This is a genomic window from Rhizobium sp. 10N414, assembly GCF_056394785.1.
Window position 1 is genome coordinate 1 of sequence record NZ_JBFTIN010000014.1, and the last position, 19,014, is coordinate 19,014.

Annotated in this window: 17 protein-coding genes; 4 read left to right on the plus strand and 13 right to left on the minus strand. The window is 60.5% G+C overall.

All coding sequences use genetic code 11. The annotated features are described in order from the left end of the window. Window positions 1-471 precede the first annotated feature (471 nt). The 3 genes from AC1DE4_RS14815 to AC1DE4_RS14825 form a co-directional block, all read right to left on the minus strand. On the minus strand, window positions 472-804 hold the full coding sequence (locus AC1DE4_RS14815) for a helix-turn-helix domain-containing protein (RefSeq protein WP_477881850.1): 333 nt from the start codon (window positions 802-804) through the stop codon (window positions 472-474). A gap of 100 nt (window positions 805-904) precedes the next feature. Next, window positions 905-1,123, minus strand: coding sequence for a hypothetical protein (locus AC1DE4_RS14820; RefSeq protein ID WP_025662480.1), 219 nt, complete (start codon window positions 1,121-1,123; stop codon window positions 905-907). Between the two features lie 127 nt (window positions 1,124-1,250). After that, window positions 1,251-1,499 carry a hypothetical protein gene (locus AC1DE4_RS14825; protein WP_025662481.1) on the minus strand — a complete coding sequence of 83 codons (249 nt, stop codon included), beginning with the start codon at window positions 1,497-1,499 and terminating at the stop codon, window positions 1,251-1,253. Window positions 1,500-1,597: 98 nt separating this feature from the next. Here AC1DE4_RS14825 and AC1DE4_RS14830 point away from each other — a divergent pair, with 98 nt between their 5' ends. Next, entirely contained in the window at window positions 1,598-1,813 is a 216-nt protein-coding gene (locus AC1DE4_RS14830; protein ID WP_477881853.1) for a lysozyme family protein, read from the plus strand. A 279-nt stretch (window positions 1,814-2,092) separates the two neighbouring features. On the opposite strand, the gene AC1DE4_RS14835 is transcribed toward AC1DE4_RS14830, so the two are convergent. After that, window positions 2,093-2,341, minus strand: a complete 249-nt coding sequence (locus AC1DE4_RS14835; protein ID WP_018860438.1) for a hypothetical protein — start codon at window positions 2,339-2,341, stop codon at window positions 2,093-2,095. Between the two features lie 868 nt (window positions 2,342-3,209). Between AC1DE4_RS14835 and AC1DE4_RS14840 the strand changes: the two genes are divergently transcribed. Further along, on the plus strand, window positions 3,210-4,130 hold the full coding sequence (locus AC1DE4_RS14840; RefSeq protein ID WP_477881855.1) for an ArdC family protein: 921 nt from the start codon (window positions 3,210-3,212) through the stop codon (window positions 4,128-4,130). 213 nt (window positions 4,131-4,343) lie between these two features. Here the strand turns inward: AC1DE4_RS14840 and AC1DE4_RS14845 are convergent, their stop codons facing one another. Together AC1DE4_RS14845 and AC1DE4_RS14850 are read right to left on the minus strand one after the other, a co-directional pair. After that, complete coding sequence (locus tag AC1DE4_RS14845) at window positions 4,344-6,056, minus strand: type IV secretory system conjugative DNA transfer family protein (RefSeq protein ID WP_477881857.1); 1,713 nt, start codon at window positions 6,054-6,056, stop codon at window positions 4,344-4,346. Continuing rightward, window positions 6,053-6,358, minus strand: a complete 306-nt coding sequence (locus AC1DE4_RS14850; protein WP_477881975.1) for a mobilization protein — start codon at window positions 6,356-6,358, stop codon at window positions 6,053-6,055. The genes AC1DE4_RS14845 and AC1DE4_RS14850 overlap by 4 nt, the downstream gene beginning before the upstream one ends. Before the next feature lie 280 nt (window positions 6,359-6,638). Here AC1DE4_RS14850 and traA point away from each other — a divergent pair, with 280 nt between their 5' ends. Further along, window positions 6,639-9,896, plus strand: a complete 3,258-nt coding sequence (gene traA, locus AC1DE4_RS14855; RefSeq protein ID WP_477881859.1) for a Ti-type conjugative transfer relaxase TraA — start codon at window positions 6,639-6,641, stop codon at window positions 9,894-9,896. Window positions 9,897-10,012: 116 nt separating this feature from the next. Then, window positions 10,013-11,029 carry a LacI family DNA-binding transcriptional regulator gene (locus AC1DE4_RS14860; RefSeq protein WP_477881861.1) on the plus strand — a complete coding sequence of 339 codons (1,017 nt, stop codon included), beginning with the start codon at window positions 10,013-10,015 and terminating at the stop codon, window positions 11,027-11,029. Window positions 11,030-11,048: 19 nt separating this feature from the next. Here AC1DE4_RS14860 and AC1DE4_RS14865 read toward each other — a convergent pair whose 3' ends face one another. From AC1DE4_RS14865 to AC1DE4_RS14895, 7 genes are all read right to left on the minus strand, one after another. Further along, window positions 11,049-11,573, minus strand: a complete 525-nt coding sequence (locus AC1DE4_RS14865) for a hypothetical protein (protein ID WP_018857994.1) — start codon at window positions 11,571-11,573, stop codon at window positions 11,049-11,051. 101 nt (window positions 11,574-11,674) lie between these two features. Continuing rightward, entirely contained in the window at window positions 11,675-13,072 is a 1,398-nt protein-coding gene (gene lpdA / locus AC1DE4_RS14870; RefSeq protein ID WP_477881864.1) for a dihydrolipoyl dehydrogenase, read from the minus strand. 5 nt (window positions 13,073-13,077) lie between these two features. Then, complete coding sequence (locus tag AC1DE4_RS14875) at window positions 13,078-14,334, minus strand: dihydrolipoamide acetyltransferase family protein (protein WP_477881866.1); 1,257 nt, start codon at window positions 14,332-14,334, stop codon at window positions 13,078-13,080. Window positions 14,335-14,337: 3 nt separating this feature from the next. Further along, window positions 14,338-15,351 carry an alpha-ketoacid dehydrogenase subunit beta gene (locus AC1DE4_RS14880; protein ID WP_018857997.1) on the minus strand — a complete coding sequence of 338 codons (1,014 nt, stop codon included), beginning with the start codon at window positions 15,349-15,351 and terminating at the stop codon, window positions 14,338-14,340. 1 nt (window position 15,352) lies between these two features. Beyond that, window positions 15,353-16,585, minus strand: coding sequence for a thiamine pyrophosphate-dependent enzyme (locus tag AC1DE4_RS14885; RefSeq protein ID WP_018857998.1), 1,233 nt, complete (start codon window positions 16,583-16,585; stop codon window positions 15,353-15,355). Between the two features lie 68 nt (window positions 16,586-16,653). Continuing rightward, window positions 16,654-17,781, minus strand: coding sequence for an acyl-CoA dehydrogenase family protein (locus AC1DE4_RS14890; RefSeq protein WP_477881869.1), 1,128 nt, complete (start codon window positions 17,779-17,781; stop codon window positions 16,654-16,656). 22 nt (window positions 17,782-17,803) lie between these two features. Continuing rightward, window positions 17,804-18,991 carry an acetyl-CoA C-acyltransferase gene (locus AC1DE4_RS14895; RefSeq protein WP_169683320.1) on the minus strand — a complete coding sequence of 396 codons (1,188 nt, stop codon included), beginning with the start codon at window positions 18,989-18,991 and terminating at the stop codon, window positions 17,804-17,806. Between the last annotated feature and the right edge of the window lie 23 nt (window positions 18,992-19,014).

Below are 19,014 nucleotides of genomic sequence, written 5' to 3' on the forward strand. Positions count from 1 at the left end.
AAACGTCATCAACAACGCAACATGAAACAGCGGTCCGCACATCCACGGTTTAGTACTCGTCCCGGTCGAACGATGCTCGGCCGGGCGTTGTTGAGCATGTCAAAAAGAGTTTGACCAACGCAATGCGATTAGACAACACCATCTAGTTCAGACCCACCTTTCCAGTCACACAAACTCCGCCCCGCTTCCTTCGGCGGGTTTTTTTCTGTTAGCCGCCCTTCCGGATCACACGTTGTGCTATCGGAACGCTTTAACCGGCACCCCCGCCCGAAAGCAGCCATTCGGGAGTCGCCTCCTGGACGTTCGATGTAACAAGGAGAGATGCCGTAAATAACGCGGGCTCCAACATCATTTGTACCACAATGTGGGGTTGAGTTAGCGCTTTCCTCGATTCCCGTCAAAGTGGGGGCGAACCCTACCGGAAACCCTCCGATAGCTTATGGATTTCCCTCATGCGGTTCTCGGCGGTCTCTAGCAATCTGTGCAATTCGCCGACACGTCCTGGCCGCCTTGCGCATCGGCAAAATAGTCTCCGAGGATTTCCATCGGGCTTATATTTAACGCCTTGCACATGTGAACTAGCGTGGATGCAGCCACCCTGTTTGTTCCCTTTTCATATTTTTGAACCTGTTGGAACGACACGTTCAGGGCTACCGCAAGATTCACCTGGGTGATTCCGCGCAGTTCTCGGAGGCCGCGAATGCGCTTTCCGATTTCAATGTCCATGTCGGGGCTGCGCGAAGTGGTTCTTGGCATGCCCATCTCCTTGCGTTCATGGAGATTTTCCAGAAGCGCAATTGGCATGTCAATTCGCGAGTAAGTGGTAGTGGTAGGTGGACGCAACGTCGCAGGTAAACGCTACATCACTTCACTCGCCCTTCATCGCGTGCCTCTTCTGTTTCTCTCAATGGATTGAACTCTTGCCCCGGCAGCTCGCCGGCGTCGGCAAAGCTTCGTGTGCCTTCGCCAGCCGCTCCAACCACGTAGCCAGTTCGGCCGGAACTTCTTCGTTGCCGGCTTCCAACGCTTCGATCCATGAGAGCTCGCACTGCAGCGCCGATGCGATATTGATCGGGGTCCATCGGATGTGGAGCAGACATTCGCTAAAACGTTCAGGGCTCATGGTTTGCACTCCCGTGGTGGTATCTCGGAGCTAGCCTGTTCATATAGGTTGGTGGAGTCAATCGGAGCATTGGTTAGCTGCCGCCCTTTTGCGTTACCGCTGCAATCACCAGAGCGTCGGGCCGCACCTATGGCGCCATGTGGTCTCTTGGAGCGTCGTCTCGAGCTTGGCACAATTCCTCAACGTAATTGGCCAGCACCGGATCATTTGCGAGGTGCAGTTGAAACTCTTCGTCGTCGATTTGTCCCGAACGATATGCATCAATCAATCTCTGTTGCTCTTCGTTTAGAACACCTGTGGTTGGCCAGATGGCGTCCAGCTCGGCCAGTTGGCATTTCAATCTGCCAGGGGTGCTGTCGGTGCTATGGGTCGGCATGCGGCTCTCCTTTGGGGAAAAAACGGATCAAAGGCCTTCGTGTTCCGAGTGCGCTTCGATGCTCATCGTGACAGGTGCCTCACCCAACAGCGGCGGCCATGGCGTCAATCTTCATCGGAACACTCGGTGTCGGCTTCGTAGGCCGCGAGGAGGGCGTCAGCACGAAGGCGTATCGCGATGTGGTCGGAGCCCCCAAGATCTGGCTCAGTCCGACGAGAGGTGTGAAGATATGTGACACTGCCACAATGGACGAATGCAAGACTATGCTCGGTGACGCGCTCGTCGAGTTGGAAGGGATATGCGCGCCTGTCTGAATGCTCCCGTTTGCCACGCTACGTGTACGACGGCGACTACCACGGGCGGGATATCGTTACGCCCAACTCTGCTGGACACGGAAATACGACGGATACCGTCATGGCCACTGGGTGGTGCGACAAAGGAAAGTTTGCGATTGGGGTTGGGCACTGCCCGTTGGCGTCGAGCTCTTCGATGGAAACGAATTGCATGCGAGTGTCCGGGCTGACCGGGCCGGGCAGGTGCACCGGTCCCCAATGTCTCGAAGGTAGATCACAGCGTGGTCCACCTCAGAGGTTTTAGAGCGCCGCCGGTGTGCCGCCAGGATCGAGGCGCCTCATTTCGAGCATCGCTTCGCAGGACGCACCGGCCAACAGAGATAACTGTTCCGGATCACGTACTCCCTGGCGGTAAATCTCAATGACAATGGCCGCGAGATGAACTCTGTCGTTCTGATCGTTGATCAAATGTTTTTGCGCGACGTCCTTCAGGATTTCATCACAGATGGACAAATCGTTCGATGTAAGCGCTTCGTCGCGTTGTCGCATTGTGTGGTTCCATGCCGTTAAACGTCGCGGTACTCAAACATGAAAAGGGCTTTCCGGGTCGGCGGGACCGGGAAAGCCCTCGATCCTTCGTCGCTCGTCGAGGTCTCGGGCGCGTGCGATTCGGATCAACCACAGATTGCCTCTTGTTCTTCACGGAAGAAATAGGACTGAAGCCTGATCCTCACTTGGACCTTGGTCTGACGAAGTGGCAAGCAAGGCTGAATGCGCCTATCCCGGTGAGGCTGTCCGTCGAACGCGAATCGTGTGCCTTCGCGAACAACCGTTGTGTGATCCTGAGGATGGATCAAGCCCTATAGCCACTCAGGGTCCCGCATGGGAACGGATTCGTTCTCAGCGACGCGGCCAGGCGGAAAGGCAAGGCTGAAAAAGCTATTGAGCCGAAGGTGCCTTTAGTGTGTTACGCATCGTACTCGATACGGCGTCGCAGCGCCTGATCCTGCGCTTCCTTCAATATCTGGTAGACGAGGAACGTGAGAAGAGCGGCGGGTCGAGCCTCCGGTTGCATCCATATGTGCGACCTTGTGTGCGGTCGCACAGGACCGCTGGCCAAGATGCCTTCCTGACCGGATGCCAGGGACGGTCGGTGCCGGCCGTTCTGTGTTGCCGTACGCCAAGGTGTCGATCGCGTTGGTGTTTGTTTGCCGCCTGAACCTGTGGATCCGCTTGAACCCGCGTCCCCCGCGTCCTGCTGCGGCTTTCGGTCCTGCCAGGCTCGCACTGGCCGCAACGGCGTTGCCGTCCTCCACTGGCGTTTCGGCCCTTCGGGTGCCGGCCAGTGCTTGAAGCCCGGCTGTTGGACCGCCGTAGCAGGTCGCGATGGTCGCGACCCCAAAGCGGAGGTTCCAACATGACAAGGCAGCAAACCAGCCAACGATCCGACATCCACGGCCGCATCACCGACACGATCATTGCCGCTCTCGAACAGGGTGTCCGTCCCTGGACCCAACCCTGGCATAACGCTTATCCGTCCGATCCGGTCTCACGACCGCTGCGCTTCAATGGCGCCCCCTATTCCGGGATCAACGTCATCCTCCTCTGGTCCGAGGCAATCGCCCGCGGCTTCTCGTCCTCGACCTGGATGACCTTCCGCCAGGCGCTCGAACTTGGCGGCGCGGTTCGCAAGGGCGAAAGCGGAACGACCGTCGTCTTTGCCAGCTCGATCATCCGTACCGAAACCGCTGATGGCGGCGATGACGTCGAGCGCTCCATCCCCTTCATGAAAGCCTACACCGTCTTCAATGCCGATCAGATCGACGGCCTCGGTGCCCGAGTTGACAAGCCAGCTAGCCTGTCCGATCCATTCGACCGCATCGGGGAGGCCGGTCGCTTCTTTGCCAACACCGGCGCCATGATCCGTCATGGCGGCACATCTGCCTACTATGCCGCGGCCCACGACTATATTCAGATGCCGCACTGCGACGCCTTCCGGGACGACGTCTGTTACTTTGCCATCCTCAGTCACGAATTGACGCACTGGACATCGGCAAAGGGACGGCTCGATCGCGATCTTAGCCGCTATGGGACGGATCGCAGTGAGCGCGCCCGGGAAGAACTGATTGCCGAACTGGGCAGCGCATTCCTGTGCGCCGACCTCGGGATCGTTCCGGAACTTGAACCGCGTCCCGATCATGCAAGCTACATCGATAGCTGGTTGACCGTGCTCAGCGGCGACAAGCGCGCGATCTTCACGGCGGCTTCACAGGCGCAGCGTGCCGTCGATTACCTGCATCACCTGCAGCCAAGCTTCGTAGACGAGGGGGCGGCGTGAGCCGCCCTTTCACGCCTGACGATGCCGCATGGAAAGCAGGACCCCGCCCAATCCGGGCGGGGTCCTTCCCATTTACGTGTTCAGTGCATCCTTCAGCCAGCTTCTGATTAGATTCGCGAGCGATGACCGCTGCTCGCGGCTTGGCCAAGATACTGACGTCTCGGACTTGAAGTGTAATGAAGAAAACGGCACGCCGGAGAGCGCCACCTCATCTCAGCTTTGCTGCTTTTCGAACAGTCCTGCAAATTCAGGGTCCGCGTAATATCTGAGCTTTCCGGCGGCGATCGGCCGCTGTCCTGCGATGAACAGAATCTCGACACTGGCGGGCAGGTTGCGGACCTCATCGGGGGTCAGAAGCGGGCGGGCGACATGCTGCTCGGCAAACGAGAGACCGGTCTTTTCGGAATCGAGTGCGCGCGCAATCGTATTGAACACGACAGTCTCCTCACCGAGCAGGTCGGAGACGAGCCGGGCACTGTCATGATCATTGACCCCGAAGACCTGCAACACGCCGGCATTCGATAAGAACGTGCCGGCGCGCTGGCCATAGGTGGCGCGTAGTTGATGAATGTCCTGGACGATCGGCCAGAGCTGCACGCCATACCCTGCCATCAGCCCCATGGCTCGTTCGATCGGTGCCAGATGGCCAAGGGCTGCAAACTCATCGAGAAGATATAGGACGGGTGGTGCCGACGAACGTGACGCCGATGAAACTGACGCCGATGAATGTGACGAAGGTGACGTGCGCGCCATCTCGATCAGGCTCTGGGAGATCAACAGGCGCAGCCAGCGCGAATAGGCCGCAAGCCTGTCTGGCGGCAACACCAGAAAGACGGTCGCCTTTTCTGACTTCAGATCGCCAAACCGGAAATCCGATCGAGACAGCACGTTGGTCATGCGCGGGCTGTCGAGGAAATGCGTGTGCCGCTGGGCGGCCGAAAGCACGCCGCTTGCCTCACGATCGGACTTGCCCAGATGCCGGTTGGCCGCACGCGCGATCAGTCCATTGACGGCATCACTGTCCTGCATCTCGTCGAGCAGGATGCTGAACGCTTCTGGTGCCAGCGTCAGCATGTGCCTCAGCATCGTCAGCGTGCGCCTGTCGTCGGGCTGGGTTGCAACGACATGGAGAAGCAGTCCCGCAATCAGGGCCTTGGCTTCCTCGTTCCAGTGAGCATCGCCCGCAAGGCCTGGCTCGTCGAACACGAGCGCATCGGCAAGTGTGGCCGCGTCCTCGGCGACATCGATACTGTCAGCGTCAAAGCCGCTGAGAGGATTGAAGGCAGCCGATGGCTTGCCGGTAATGCCGAATGGATCGAGGATATGAACCGGTCCAAAGCGGAGCCGTGCATCCCCCGCTACCCTTGCATTCTCGCCTTTCGGATCGACGCAGATGATCGAACGATCTGCCGTCAACAGGTTCGGGATGATCGTCCCGACACCTTTGCCACTGCGGGTCGGTGCCATCGTGATGAGATGGGCCGGTCCGTCATAGCGAAGAAGCCGGCCCGAGCCAGGCGCGCGGCCGATCAGCAGGCCGTCAGGTGATCGCGTCAGCGGTTTGATTTCCTTTTTGCTGGCAAGGCGCGCCGAACCATGTGTGTCGTCGCTTGCCATTCCAAAATGCGTGATCAGGGGAGCGGACAGCATCCGCAGGAGCAGCGCCAGTGCAAACAGGAAAAACACGCAGTTGCCGACAAGGACGAGGATGCCTCCTTCGCTGCTGCCGGGAAGGCCCCGGGTCAGATAGTCGATCGCGATTGAGACGACCAGGATGATCGACACGTAGCTCATCGCATGCATGGCGAACGACTTTGCGTAGCGGAACGGAAACGTGATCATTGCAACGATCGCCCATAATGGGTCGCGCGCGGCCATGCGCATCATGTTTGCCACAGCGTGTTTGACGAGAGCAAACTGGGTCATTGGGCCACCTCACTGTCAATGGTCTGGGTGCCCGAGGTGTTTGTCTGTCCCACCAGCAGGTCGTCAAACAGCTGCCGGTCGGCGTCCCGGACCAGGAACTTCGGCAGTTCGGATCTGAGCCACGTGGCGAGCCCTTCCGATATCTGCACATCACGGTTGGTCAGCCGATGCAGGATGAGGGCGCCGATCAGCACCTTGCGCCTGGTGTCGATGCTGCGCTCCTGCTTGCTGAGCCGGATCTGCAGTGTCTTTCGCCGCGCTTCCAGCTGCGCCAGCCTTTCGCCGATCGATTTGCGTGCCACGTTGCTGCCTCCCCTTTGAACGTTGCTGAAGCGCATGTCCGGCCAGGTGTCGTCCGCGATGAATGCGCGGCCACGAGGCTCATCGAACCCTTGCATTCCGGCAACTCGCAAATCTGCGGGTAGATGCATGCAAGTGGCAGCGAAGACACTGATCGCGGGCATCGCCTGCATGCTCCCACAGGGCCGGAGGAGGCAAGCCGACGAGGGCACAAGGGCGCACTTACGAGTTGCGGGGCAACTCAGTGCGCGGGCCGGCAGACCCCGCGGGAAGAGGAGGACTATGGCGATCTATCATCTCAGCATGAAGGCGATCGCTCGCAGTGGCGGGCGCAGTGCTGTCGCCTCCGCCGCCTACCGTGCCGCGGCGCGGCTCACCAATGAGCGCGACGGGATGACCCATGACTTCACCAACAAAAAGGGTGTGGAGCATGCCGAGATCGTATTGCCCGCTGAAGTGTCAGCTGATTGGGCAATGAAGCGATCGGTCTTGTGGAACGCAGCCGAGCGTGCGGAGAAGCGAAACGACGCGCGTATCGCCCGGGAATTCGAGATCGCACTGCCGCACGAGCTCAATCCAGATCAGCGCGTGGCTTTGACCCGTGCGCTCGCCCAGCATCTCGCCAATCGCTATGGCGCGGCCGTCGACTTCGCAATCCATCAGCCCGACGTCAAAAGCGATCTGCGCAACTGCCACGCGCATCTGATGATGACGACCCGAGAGGTGAAAGAGTGTGGCCTTGGCGATAAGACGCTGCTTGAGCGAGAGAACCGATGGCTTCTCGCCAACCATATGCTCCCGTCGCAGTTGCAGCTGCAGGAGCTCCGGCAAGCCTGGGAGCACCTCGCCAATCGGCATCTTGCGAAAGCAAGCGTCGATGTTCGCATTGACCACCGCTCGCACCTGGAGGCTGGGCTGACGATCGAGCCGACCGAACATGTCGGTGTTCACGCGACCCAGATAGGTCGCCAAGGTGGGCAAGTCTCGCGTGCCCGCATCGCTCCGCAATCGGCCGATCGAAATGCAGAAACCATTCGCCGGCGTCCCGAAGAGATTCTGAAGCTTATCACCAACGAGAAGAGTGTCTTCAACCGTTACGACATTGCCCGGGCCCTGCACCGCTACATCAATGATGATCCGCAGACATTCCAGAATGCCTTTGCATCAGTCATGTCGTCCAAGGCACTGGTCGAACTGAAACCTGAAACAGCGGATCGCGGCGGCAGCGGAGAGGCACGCTATTCGACGATGGAGATGGTTGCGGTCGAGGGTGCGATGGCAACCTCGGTGGTGGCAATGAAAGGACGTCAAAAGCACTGGGTCTCGAAGCGGCACGTTGAAAAAGCGATTTTCGATCAGGACCGGCTGATCAAGGCGAGCGGTGCATCATCGGGGCAGGGCCTGTCGGGCGAACAGCGTCGTGCGATCGAACATGTCACCGCGCCTGGTCAGATCGCAGTGGTGCTCGGCATGGCCGGTGCTGGCAAGAGCACGATGCTGGCAGCCGCTCGGCAGGCCTGGGAGGCTCAGGGCTATCGTGTTCACGGGGCAGCGCTTGCCGGCAAGGCGGCGGAAGGATTGGAGGAATCGTCAGGCATAGTGAGCCGTACTCTTGCGTCCTGGGAATACAGTTGGCAGGCCGGTCGCAGTCGCCCCAAATCGAGGGATGTGTTCGTCATCGACGAAGCCGGAATGATTGGAAGCCGGCAGCTTGCGCGCTTCGTCGAGGAGATCAGAGAGGCTGGAGCAAAACTCGTCCTTGTCGGAGACCATGAACAGCTCCAGGCGATTGGAGCAGGAGCGCCGTTTCGAGCAATCGCAAAAGTGGTCGGACATGCGCAGCTTTCTGAAGTTCGCAGGCAAAGATCGGATTGGCAAAAGCGGGCCTCAATCGACTTTGCCTCTCACCGGACCGCTGCTGGGCTGTCAGCCTACAACGCACACGGAAATCTTCATCTCAAGGCAAGCCGCGAGGATGCTTTGAAGGCGATCATTGCGGATTATGTTGCTGACCGATCGGCAAACCCTGATGCTACACGCATTGCGATGGCGCACAGTCGCAAGGACGTGGCTTCGATCAATGCTGGAATACGGGCAGCATTACAGGAGCGTGGTGGCCTTGCGAAAGGCGCTAAAGGATCGGACGTTCAGGGTCATGAACTCACTTACCGGACGAACAACGGGATACGCGCCTTCGCCCGGTGCGATCGGATCGTTTTTCTGGAAAATGATCGCGACCTCGGCGTCAAGAACGGCATGTTGGGTGAAGTGATATCTGTCGCGCCGGACGCAATACAAGTCCGGCTTGATGGAAGCGCACAGGCGGCAAATGGCCAACGCTGCGTGACCATGCCGGTGAATAGTTATCAGGCGTTTGATCACGGCTACGCGACAACAATCCACAAGACCCAAGGGTCGACGGTGGATTGCAGTTTCGTTCTGGCATCGAGGACCATGGACCGACATCTGGCCTACGTCGCAATGACCCGTCATCGTGAGAAGGCGCAGCTTTATGCGGGGTTGGACGAGTTCAAGACGGTGCGGTCCTTGAGTGAGACACTCAGCAGGTCAGGGGCCAAGGAGACCACGCTCGACTATGCCCCATCGGTTGCCGGCCGACGCGGCATAGGTGATCACCATGGCAAGGGCGCTGAGGCCGAGAAGGAGGAGCGGTCCGTTCCGGCTGGGCACACTGTCGCGCCCACGCACGAAATGCCGTCGCTGAGTGGTCATAGTGTGTGTGAAGGCGGCGTCCGTCCTGAGAGGCTTGACCACGGTCATGATCGTCCGGTGCTAATCCCGGCAATCGCGAAGTATGAGAACAGCGTGGATGACGTCGCACGCTTGAAAGCGATGCCGGTATTTGAACGCGATTGGGAATCCGCGAAGTTGCTTGCCCGACGGATATACTCCAACGCACATGCCGTCATTGACGGGTTGCGGGGCCGCATTGTCGAAGGAAACGTAGACCCTGCCGAACTCGGGAAACAGCTTCGCTCCACACCGGAGACAGTCGGCACTCTCGTCGGAAGGACAGGAACATTCGGAGAGAACGCCGAGCGCCGACAGGCACTTGGCCTCGTCAACGCGCTTGCGTTTCGTGTCGAACAATCCGGAAAGACGTGGCAACGCCGTTTTGAGGCGGAATGCAGTTCCGAGCAATGGAGGCGAGAAAAGCAGGATGTGATCGACGTGCCTGGTCTCAGCAACCATGCCGAGGCGCTGCTTCGGAAGCTCGATGATTTGCCTTACGCGGAAAAGGGGGCGTTCGTTGCACAGCTAAAGGCAACGATCGAGGGCTCCAAGGCGCTCGACGAGGCAAGTGAGACGGCGAGTGCGATCGAAAAACGCTTCGGTCGCGCCAATCCGTCAGATCTTGCGGAGCAGCTGAGGCGGGCTGGGCTCAATCAGACTGGCGAGATCGAGCGCATCCGCGGCGTCGTACGCCTCGCCGATCGTAGCCATCGGGCCGAACTCACTCAGCAGAGTGAGATGAAGCGCTCGCTTTCACGGAGGAAGGGGTTGCGATTGGGGATGTAGCGTCGACAATGCCGAACGCGCTGGCTGTCACCAGATGTTCATGGCGGAAGGCAAAAACTCGACTTGTGTGCCGTTCAGCAATGTGCAGACTTCATGTGGGTGGGGGACGGGAACGCGTGTCGGAGAAGGTGTTCGTAAGTGCGCAGGAAGTCGCTGATAGAGCGGGCGTTTCACGATCCGCTGTGTCGCGGACGTTTACGCCAGGTGCCAGCGCCTCACCCGAGACCCGGCGACGGGTGCTCGAGGGAGCCGAAACGCTCGGTTACCACGTAAATGCTCTTGCCCGCGGTCTCATGCGCAATGAAAGCGGCATTGTTTGCCTCATCGTGTCCGACGTGGCGACACCCAATCGTTCTGCTTTGCTACGCGAACTGACAATGTTGCTGCAGAATGCCGGCAAGGTGGCGATGTTGATCAACACGGACCGCTCGGACGGCAGCGTGGACCAAGCCCTTCGCCAAGCGATCCGCTATCGCGCAGATGCTTCGATCATCCTGTCCGGAATGCCGGACAAATCCATCGCACAACTCTGTCTGCGAAGCGGACAGCGGCTTGTCCTCATCAATCGCGATGACGAACAGCCCGGTCCATTGCGGATCAATCTTGATGATCGCGAGGCGGCCGGGCAGGTGGTGACGGCCTTCGTCAGAGCTGGATGCCGGAAGCTGGCTTTTGCCAACTCGGAAGCCGGAACACCAAGCTTGATGGCTCGTGAGCGGGGATTCGTCGCGGCGGCGAATGCGCTCGGAATGGAGGTTTCTGTCGAGCGTCATGGATGGACGGGTTACGATGCGGGAAAAGTCCTTGCACAGCGAATGTTGACGCGCCCGGAACGCCCGGATGCCGTCTTCTGCGCGACCGACCTCCTCGCATGCGGGTTCATGGACGCCGCCCGCCACCAGTTTTCGATATCGGTGCCAGACCAGCTGTGCATTGCAGGCTTTGACAATATCGAGCAGGCCTCATGGTCCTCGTATGACCTGACGACCTTCGCCCAGCCGGTTTCAGCGATAGCTTCCAAGGCGATCGACTGGCTCTCGCATTCGCAGCCGGACAATGATGGCGCTGTCCACGAGCAGTCGATCAGACTTCATGCCGAACTGGTTTGGCGCGGCTCGATTCGAGGCGGCTAAGTCGATCTGCCCGGCCGCGTTATTTCCATTCCCAGAACAGAGCAGATGCAAAAGGTCTGCGCAGCACCAAACTGTCCGTTCGAGCCGTCTGCTCGTAGGATGTGGCTTCCGCCTCCCCATTTAATCCGACAAAGTGCATCCGGGTGGACGCCGTCTTTGGTTGTCCCTTCCGACGGTAGTCAAAATGCACCGCACAGGTCGGGTACTGCCAATTATCGGTTAGAAGCTCGGCGAACTGTTTGGCATTCTGCTCGCGCCCCTGTCCGGTGAAGGCCAGAAACTGGCCAAGATTGAAGAACCCGCTGAACAGCGCATAGGCGCTTTCCTGCTGCATCCGGACAGCTTGCCCCGTCGTAAAGTCGCGTCGATAGGAGAGGCCTTCCGTTTGCCCCTTCGCTTTTTTTGCGGAGTAGCTGACAAGGTTCTTTTGGGCCAGCAGTTCCATCGTCAACGCGTAGCTCTGATAGCTCTCCGCGTTGGTGTGCAGGTCATCGATCCTGGCTTTCAGGTCAACGATGTAGTCTCGATACAATGCGGCGGCCATCTCAACTGCTCCGGTGACGGTGGAGCGCGCTTGCTATCAGATTGTGCGGCGTGGCCAAACCGATATCGCGCCTCCCAAGCCGTTCCTGCGGAAAAATCGTATCAGATGTGCAGCGCGTGCCCCAACGCCTTCAGTGCTGCTTCCTGCACGGCCTCGCTCCGTGTCGGATGCGCGTGGATTGTGCCCGCGAGGTCCTCCAGCCGTGCGCCCATCTCGATTGCCAGCGCAAAGCTCGCCGACAGTTCTGAGACACCCGCACCGACGGCCTGCAGACCAAGAAGGAGACCGGTATCCGCACGCGCCACGACCCGCACGAAGCCTTCCTCAGACACCATCGTCATTGCGCGGCCGTTTGCGCTGAACGGGAATTGACCGACCCGGATCGCGTAGCCTTGGGCGCGCGCCTCCTCCGGCGAAAGTCCTGCCGTTACGATTTCCGGATCGGTAAAGCAGATCGCCGGGATGCAACGCTTGTCCCAGGCACGCTGCTTGCCGGCAACGATCTCCGCAACCATTTCTCCCTGCGCCATGGCGCGATGGGCCAGCATTGGCTCGCCGGTAATATCACCGATCGCATAGACGCCCCGCATCGAGGTGCGGCAGCGATCGTCGATACGCAGATATGGTCCTGTACGATCGAGATCGAGCTCTTCGATACCCGATCCCGATATTTTGGGGCGGCGACCCACGGTCACCAGCACGCGGTCGGCGGGAAGCAGTTGTTGCTGGCCGTCCGACGTCTCGACGGCCAGCGCATTGCCGTCGTCCGAAAGCCCCTTCGCTTTTGCGCCTGTCAGGACCCGAAGGCCAAGTTCGCCAAGCCGTCGTGCAACCGGCCGCACGAGATCGGCATCATATTGCGGCAGTATCTGCTCCATCGCCTCGACGACCGTTACCTCCGACCCCAGCTTCGCAAATGCCGTGCCGAGTTCGAGGCCGATATAGCCACCACCCACGACGACGAGTTTCTTCGGCAATTCGGCCAGCGAGAGCGCCTCCGTGGACGAGATGACCCGACCTCTGAATGGCAGCGCTGCGAGTTCCACAGGTTCGGAACCCGTAGCAATCACCACCGTCTCGGCACGAACGACCTGCGTGCCGACCTCCGTTTCGACCTCCACGGTTTTGCCGTCGCGGAAGGCCGCGCGGCCGTGAACGATCTTGACCCTGGCCTTCTGCAGCAGAGCGGAGACGCCTCCATTCAGCCGACCGACGATCCCATCCTTCCAGGCGATGGTCTTTGCGAGGTCGATCGAAGCAGCCTCGACACGAATGCCCATTGCGTTCTTGCCAGCAAGCATCTGTCTTGTGGCTCCGAACTCCTCGGCCGCATGGATGAGCGCCTTTGACGGAATACATCCGACATTCAGGCAGGTGCCGCCGGGCTTGCCCGCCTCGACGATGACGGTATCGAGGCCGAGTTGTCCGGCCCTGATGGCGCAGACATAGCCGCCCGGCCCGGCGCCGATGACGAGAAGCTTGCAGACGATCTCTTTCATGGATGTTAGCCTTCGATGAAGATAAGGGCGGGCGTCTCGAGAAGGACCCGAACACGTTGGACGAAGGTGGCGGCATCCCATCCGTCGATGATGCGGTGGTCGAAACTTGAGGAGAGATTCATCATCTTGCGCGGCACGAACTGGGTGCCGTCCCAGGCCGGGCGCACGGCGATCTTGTTGACGCCAACGATCGCGACCTCCGGATGGTTGATAACTGGAGTCGAGACGATGCCGCCAAGCGCCCCAAGCGAGCTGATGGTGATGGTCGAACCGCTTAATTCATCGCGGGTCGCGGTGCCCGCGCGCGCAGCATCCGCCAGGCGGCCCATTTCGGTCGCGCAATCCCAGATGCCACGCGCCTCCGCGTTCTTGACCACAGGGACGACAAGCCCGGCGGGCGTCTGCGCGGCAATGCCGATATGGACACCGCCATGCCGGGTGAGGATGCCCTTGTCGTCGTCGAAGGTCGCGTTCACGTTCGGCTGTTCGGCGACAGCCCTCACGATTGCCCGCATCAGGAACGGCAGGACAGTGAGCTTCGGCTGTTCCGGCTTGCGGTCGCGGTTCATGGTGGCCCGCAATTCCTCCAGCGCCGTCATGTCGACTTCCTCGACATAGGTGATGTGGGGAATGCGAGAGGTCGACAACGACATCTTTTCGGCGATGCGGCGCCTGAGGCCGGTGAGCTTGATCTCCTCGGTCGACGTCCTTTTCGCAATCGCCACCGGTTGGGACGGCACTTCGCCGCGCGCGATGAATAGCTCGACATCCTCGCGAAGAATGCGGCCGGCGGGTCCCGATCCCTTGAGTTGGCGCAGGTCAACGCCGCTTTCCCTTGCAAAGAGCCGCACGGATGGTGATGCCAGCGGCTTTTCTGCCGGTGCCGGAGCCTCGGGGCGAAGCACAATCGCGGCCTTGGTGACCGGCCGGGTGTCCGGCTCGACTGCAAGGGGTGGACTGTCGGCAGCTTTCGCCGGTGCCTCGGCAGGAGGTGCCTTCACGTCGCCTGTCGTCTCGCCATCGCCAGTCTCGATCCTGACAAGCGGCGCCTTGACGGCGATCTTGTCGCCAACTTCAGCGCCCAACCAGACGACGGTCCCCGTAACGGGCGAAGGGATCTCGACCGTCGCCTTGTCGGTCATGACGGCGGCGATGACCATATCCTCCTTGACCGGGTCGCCCGCCTTGACGTGCCATTCAACAAGCTCGGCTTCCGCCACACCTTCGCCGACATCGGGCATCTTGATCGTGAATTCGCCCATGTGTCAGGCCTCCATGACTTCGGCAAGCGCCCGTCCAACCCGTCCGGGGCCGGGGAAGTAGTCCCATTCCTGCGCATGCGGATAGGGCGTATCCCAGCCGGCAACGCGCATGACCGGCGCTTCGAGGTGGTAGAAGCAGTGCTCCTGCACGAGAGATGCGATCTCTGCGCCAAACCCCGACGTCAGGGTCGCCTCATGGACGACGACGCATCGCCCGGTCTTGTTGACGGACTGCACGATGCTATCGAGGTCGAGCGGCAAGAGGCTGCGCAGATCGATCACCTCGGCATCGATGCCCGTGTCTTCGGCGGCAGCAAGCGCCACGTGCACCATCGTGCCGTAGGCGATGACCGTCACGGCTGAGCCCGAGCGCCGGATGTCGGCCTTGCCGATCGGGATCGAGTAATGGCCCTCGGGCACCTCTCCGAGGTCGTGCTTCGACCATGGCGTGACCGGACGCTCGTGGTGGCCATCAAATGGCCCGTTGTAGAGCCGCTTCGGTTCCAGGAACATCACCGGATCCGGATCCTCGATCGAGGAAATGAGCAGCCCCTTCGCGTCATAGGGATTGGAGGGTACGACGACCTTCAAGCCGCAGACATGTGTGAACAATGCTTCCGGGCTCTGGCTGTGAGTCTGGCCGCCGAAAATGCCGCCGCCAGTGGGCATTCGCAACACGATCGGACATGTGAAATCGCCGTTTGAGCGATAGCGGATGCGAGCGGCCTCCTGGGTGATCTGATCGTAGGCCGGATACATGTAGTCCGCGAACTGGATCTCGACACAGGGCTTCAGACCATAGGCCGCCATGCCGATAGCGGTGCCGACAATGCCGGACTCGCTGATCGGCGTGTCGAAGCATCTTGTCTTGCCGTACTTCGCCTGCAGTCCTTGGGTACAACGAAACACGCCGCCGAAATATCCGACGTCCTCGCCGAACACCACCACGTTGTCGTCGCGGGCCATCGAAACGTCCATGGCGCTGCGCACCGCTTCAATCATCGTCATTCTGGCCATGTCAGAAACCTGCCTTCTGCCGCTGGCGACGAATGTGTGGCGGCATTTCCGCGTAGACGCCTTCGAAGATGTCTCGCACCGAGGGCTTGCCCCCTGCATGCAGCGTGCCGTGGTGCTCGGCCTGCTTCTGGGCTTCAATCACCTCATCCATGATTTCCGCTTCGGCCTGGACATGCCGCTCTTCCGACCATGCGCCCCTGATGATCAGGTGCTTTTTCAAGCGCAGCACCGGATCGCCCAGTGGCCAGGCTTCGGACTCCGTCTTTGGCCGATAGGCGCTCGGATCATCAGAAGTCGAATGGGCGCCAACGCGGTAGGTGACATATTCGATCAGGGTAGGTCCGAGGTTTCGCCGTGCCCGCTCGGTTGCCCAACGTGCGACGGCGTAGACCGCGAGATAGTCGTTGCCATCGACGCGCAGGGCCGGAATGCCGAAACCAAGTCCGCGCGCTGCAAACGTGCCGGAGCCGCCGCGGGCGATCCCCTGGAATGTCGAAATCGCCCACTGATTGTTGACGATATTGAGGATGACCGGGGCTTTGTAGGTAGAGGCAAACACGAGAGCGGAATGAAAATCAGACTCCGCCGTCGAGCCGTCACCGATCCAGGCAGCCGCGATCCTGCTGTCGTTCTTGATGGCCGACGCCATGGCCCAGCCGACCGCCTGGACATATTGGGTGGCGAGGTTGCCCGAGATGGTGAAAAAGCCGTGTTCCTTCGACGAATACATGATCGGCAGCTGGCGCCCTCGCAACGGATCGCTTTCGTTCGAGAAGATCTGGTTCATCATCTCGACCATCGGATAATCGTCGGCGATCAGGAGACCTGCCTGGCGGTAGGTCGGGAAGTTCATGTCGCCCTTGCGAAGCGCCTTACGGAAGGCGCAACTGACGGCTTCCTCGCCGAGATGCTGCATGTAGAAGGACGTCTTGCCCTGTCGCTGTGCCATGAGCATGCGAGCATCGAAAGCGCGAAGCTTCATCATGTTGCGCAGGCCGATCAGCAACTCTTCGTCGGAGAGCATGCCCGACCATGGGCCGACAGCCTCTCCCTCGCGGTTGAGGACACGAATGATCGAGTAGGCGAGGTCGCGGATCTCTTCCGGCGCAACGTCGACCTCGGGGCGCGGCACCACGCCTGCCTTGGCTATCTTCACGTTGGAGAAATCGGGTAGACCGCCCGGCCGGACGGCAGGTTCCGGCACATGAAGGCTCAGTTGAGCTGTGTCCGTCATATCGTACTTTCCCTCCCAACTGCGATGTTCGCTTCTCTCCTCAAAGAGGAACGCCGCAGTTCTTGTTCTTATAGATTGCGCGCGATCACCATTCTCTGCACGTCGCTTGTGCCTTCATAAATCTGGCAGATGCGCACATCCCGATAGATGCGCTCGACCGGATAGTCCGCCATATAACCGTAGCCCCCATGGATTTGGATCGCATCCGAACAGACCCGCTCTGCCATCTCGGACGCGAAGAGCTTGGCCATCGATGCTTCGGAGAGGCACGGCAGGCCATTGTCGCGCAGTGCCGCAGCGTGAAAGACGAGTTGGCGCGCCGCTTCGATCTGGGTCGCCATATCGGCAAGGCGAAAGGCGACCGCCTGGTGCTCTATGATCGCCTTGCCGAAAGCCGTGCGTTCGCGTGCATAGTCGCGCGCTGCCTCAAAAGCGGCGCGTGCCATGCCGACAGCCTGAGCGCCGATGCCGATGCGACCGCCTTCGAGATTTGCCAGCGCGATCCGGTAGCCTTCGCCCTCCGCACCCAACCGCAATTCGGCCGGGATGCGCATGCTGCTGAAGGCGATCTGACAGGTGTCGGTCGAATGCAGGCCAAGCTTTTCCTCGACGCGGACGACTTCGTAGCCCGGCGTGTCGGTCGGTACGATGAAGGCGGTAATCCCCTTCTTGCCGGCATCCGGATCGGTCACCGCAAAAACGATGATCATCTGACCGTTCTTGCCCGACGTGATGAATTGCTTGGCGCCGTCGAGCACGTAGTGATCGCCATCGAGGCGCGCGCGGCTGCGCAGGTTGGACGCTTCCGAACCTGCTTGCGGCTCCGTCAGCGCAAAGCCGCCAATCCATTCGCCGCAGGCAAGCTTCGGCAGGAAACGCTGCTTTTGCTCCTCGGTGCCGAACTTCAGGATCGGTACGCATGCGACCGAACTGTGGACGCTCATGATCGTCGAGCATGGCCCGTCGCCTGCAGCGATCTCCTCGAGAGCTGCTGCATAAGCGAGCGTTCCGGTATTGGAGCCGCCATATTCCTCGGGAACCAGCATGCCAAGCAGACCGAGTTCGCCCATCTCGCTCAGCTCTTCGCGCGGAAACTTGTGTTCCCGGTCACGTGCTGCCGCACCAGGGGCAAGTTGCTCGCGGGCAAAATCGCGTGCCAGATCGCGAATTTGCTGCTGGAGATCGGAAAGAACCATGCTTGCCTCCTTGCTGTCCGCTCTAGTGCCGCTCGATGGCCACGGCGGTCGCTTCGCCGCCGCCAATGCACAGAGCTGCCATCCCGCGCTTCAGGTCGTAGCGTTTGAGGGCGGCAAGCAACGTGACCAGGATACGCGCGCCGGATGCGCCGATCGGGTGGCCAAGAGCGCAGGCTCCGCCGTGCACGTTAACCTTTTCCTCTGGTAGCCTGAGGTCGCGCATCGCAGCCATGGCGACAACCGCAAAGGCCTCGTTGATCTCGAAGAGATCGACGGTCTCGAGCGGCCAGCCGGTGCGATCGGAGAGCTTCTGCAAGGCGCCGATCGGAGCCGTAGCAAAGAGATTGGGCGCCTGCGAGTGTGTGGCGTGTCCAGTAATGGTCGCGAGCGGTGCCAGTCCTTTGCGCTCGGCCTCGGAACGACGCATCAGCACGAGGGCGGCCGCACCGTCGGAAATCGAGCTGGAATTGGCAGCTGTCACGGTCCCGCCGTCACGAAAGGCAGGCTTGAGGAGCGGGATCTTGTCGATCTTCGCCTTGCCCGGCTGCTCGTCCCGGCTGACCGTTTGTTCGCTCTTTCCCGCAGCGATCGTGACTGGCGTGATCTCGGCCTCGAAGCAGCCGGTGTGGATCGCCTCTTGCGCTCGGGTCAATGATGTCACCGCATAATGGTCCTGCGCCTCGCGCGTGAACTGGTAAGCTTCGGCGCAGTCCTCGGCGAAGGTGCCCATCAAACGTCCCTTGTCATAAGCATCCTCCAGCCCGTCGAGGAACATATGATCGATGACGCGTCCGTGGCCGAGCCTGTAACCGCCACGGGCACGATCGAGAAGATAGGGCGCGTTGGTCATGCTTTCCATGCCGCCGGCGACGCCGATCGTGGCGCTGCCCGCTGCCAGGAGATCATGTGTCAACATGACGGCTTTCATGCCGGAGCCACACATCTTGTTGACGGTGGTTGCACCGGTCGAGAAAGGCAGGCCCGCGCCGATCGCCGCCTGCCGGGCAGGCGCCTGGCCGAGGCCGGCCGGGAGCACGCAGCCGAAGACGACCTCGTCGACGGCATCCAGCTCCACGCGGCTTCGTTGAAGTGCCGCGCGGATCGCGGTGGCACCGAGGTCGGGCGCCGTTGCCCCTTTGAGTTCGCCTTGGAAGCCGCCGATCGGCGTGCGCGCCGTTCCGACAATGACGACAGGGTCCTGCAAAGCCATGTTCAAGTCTCCTGGTCAAAACG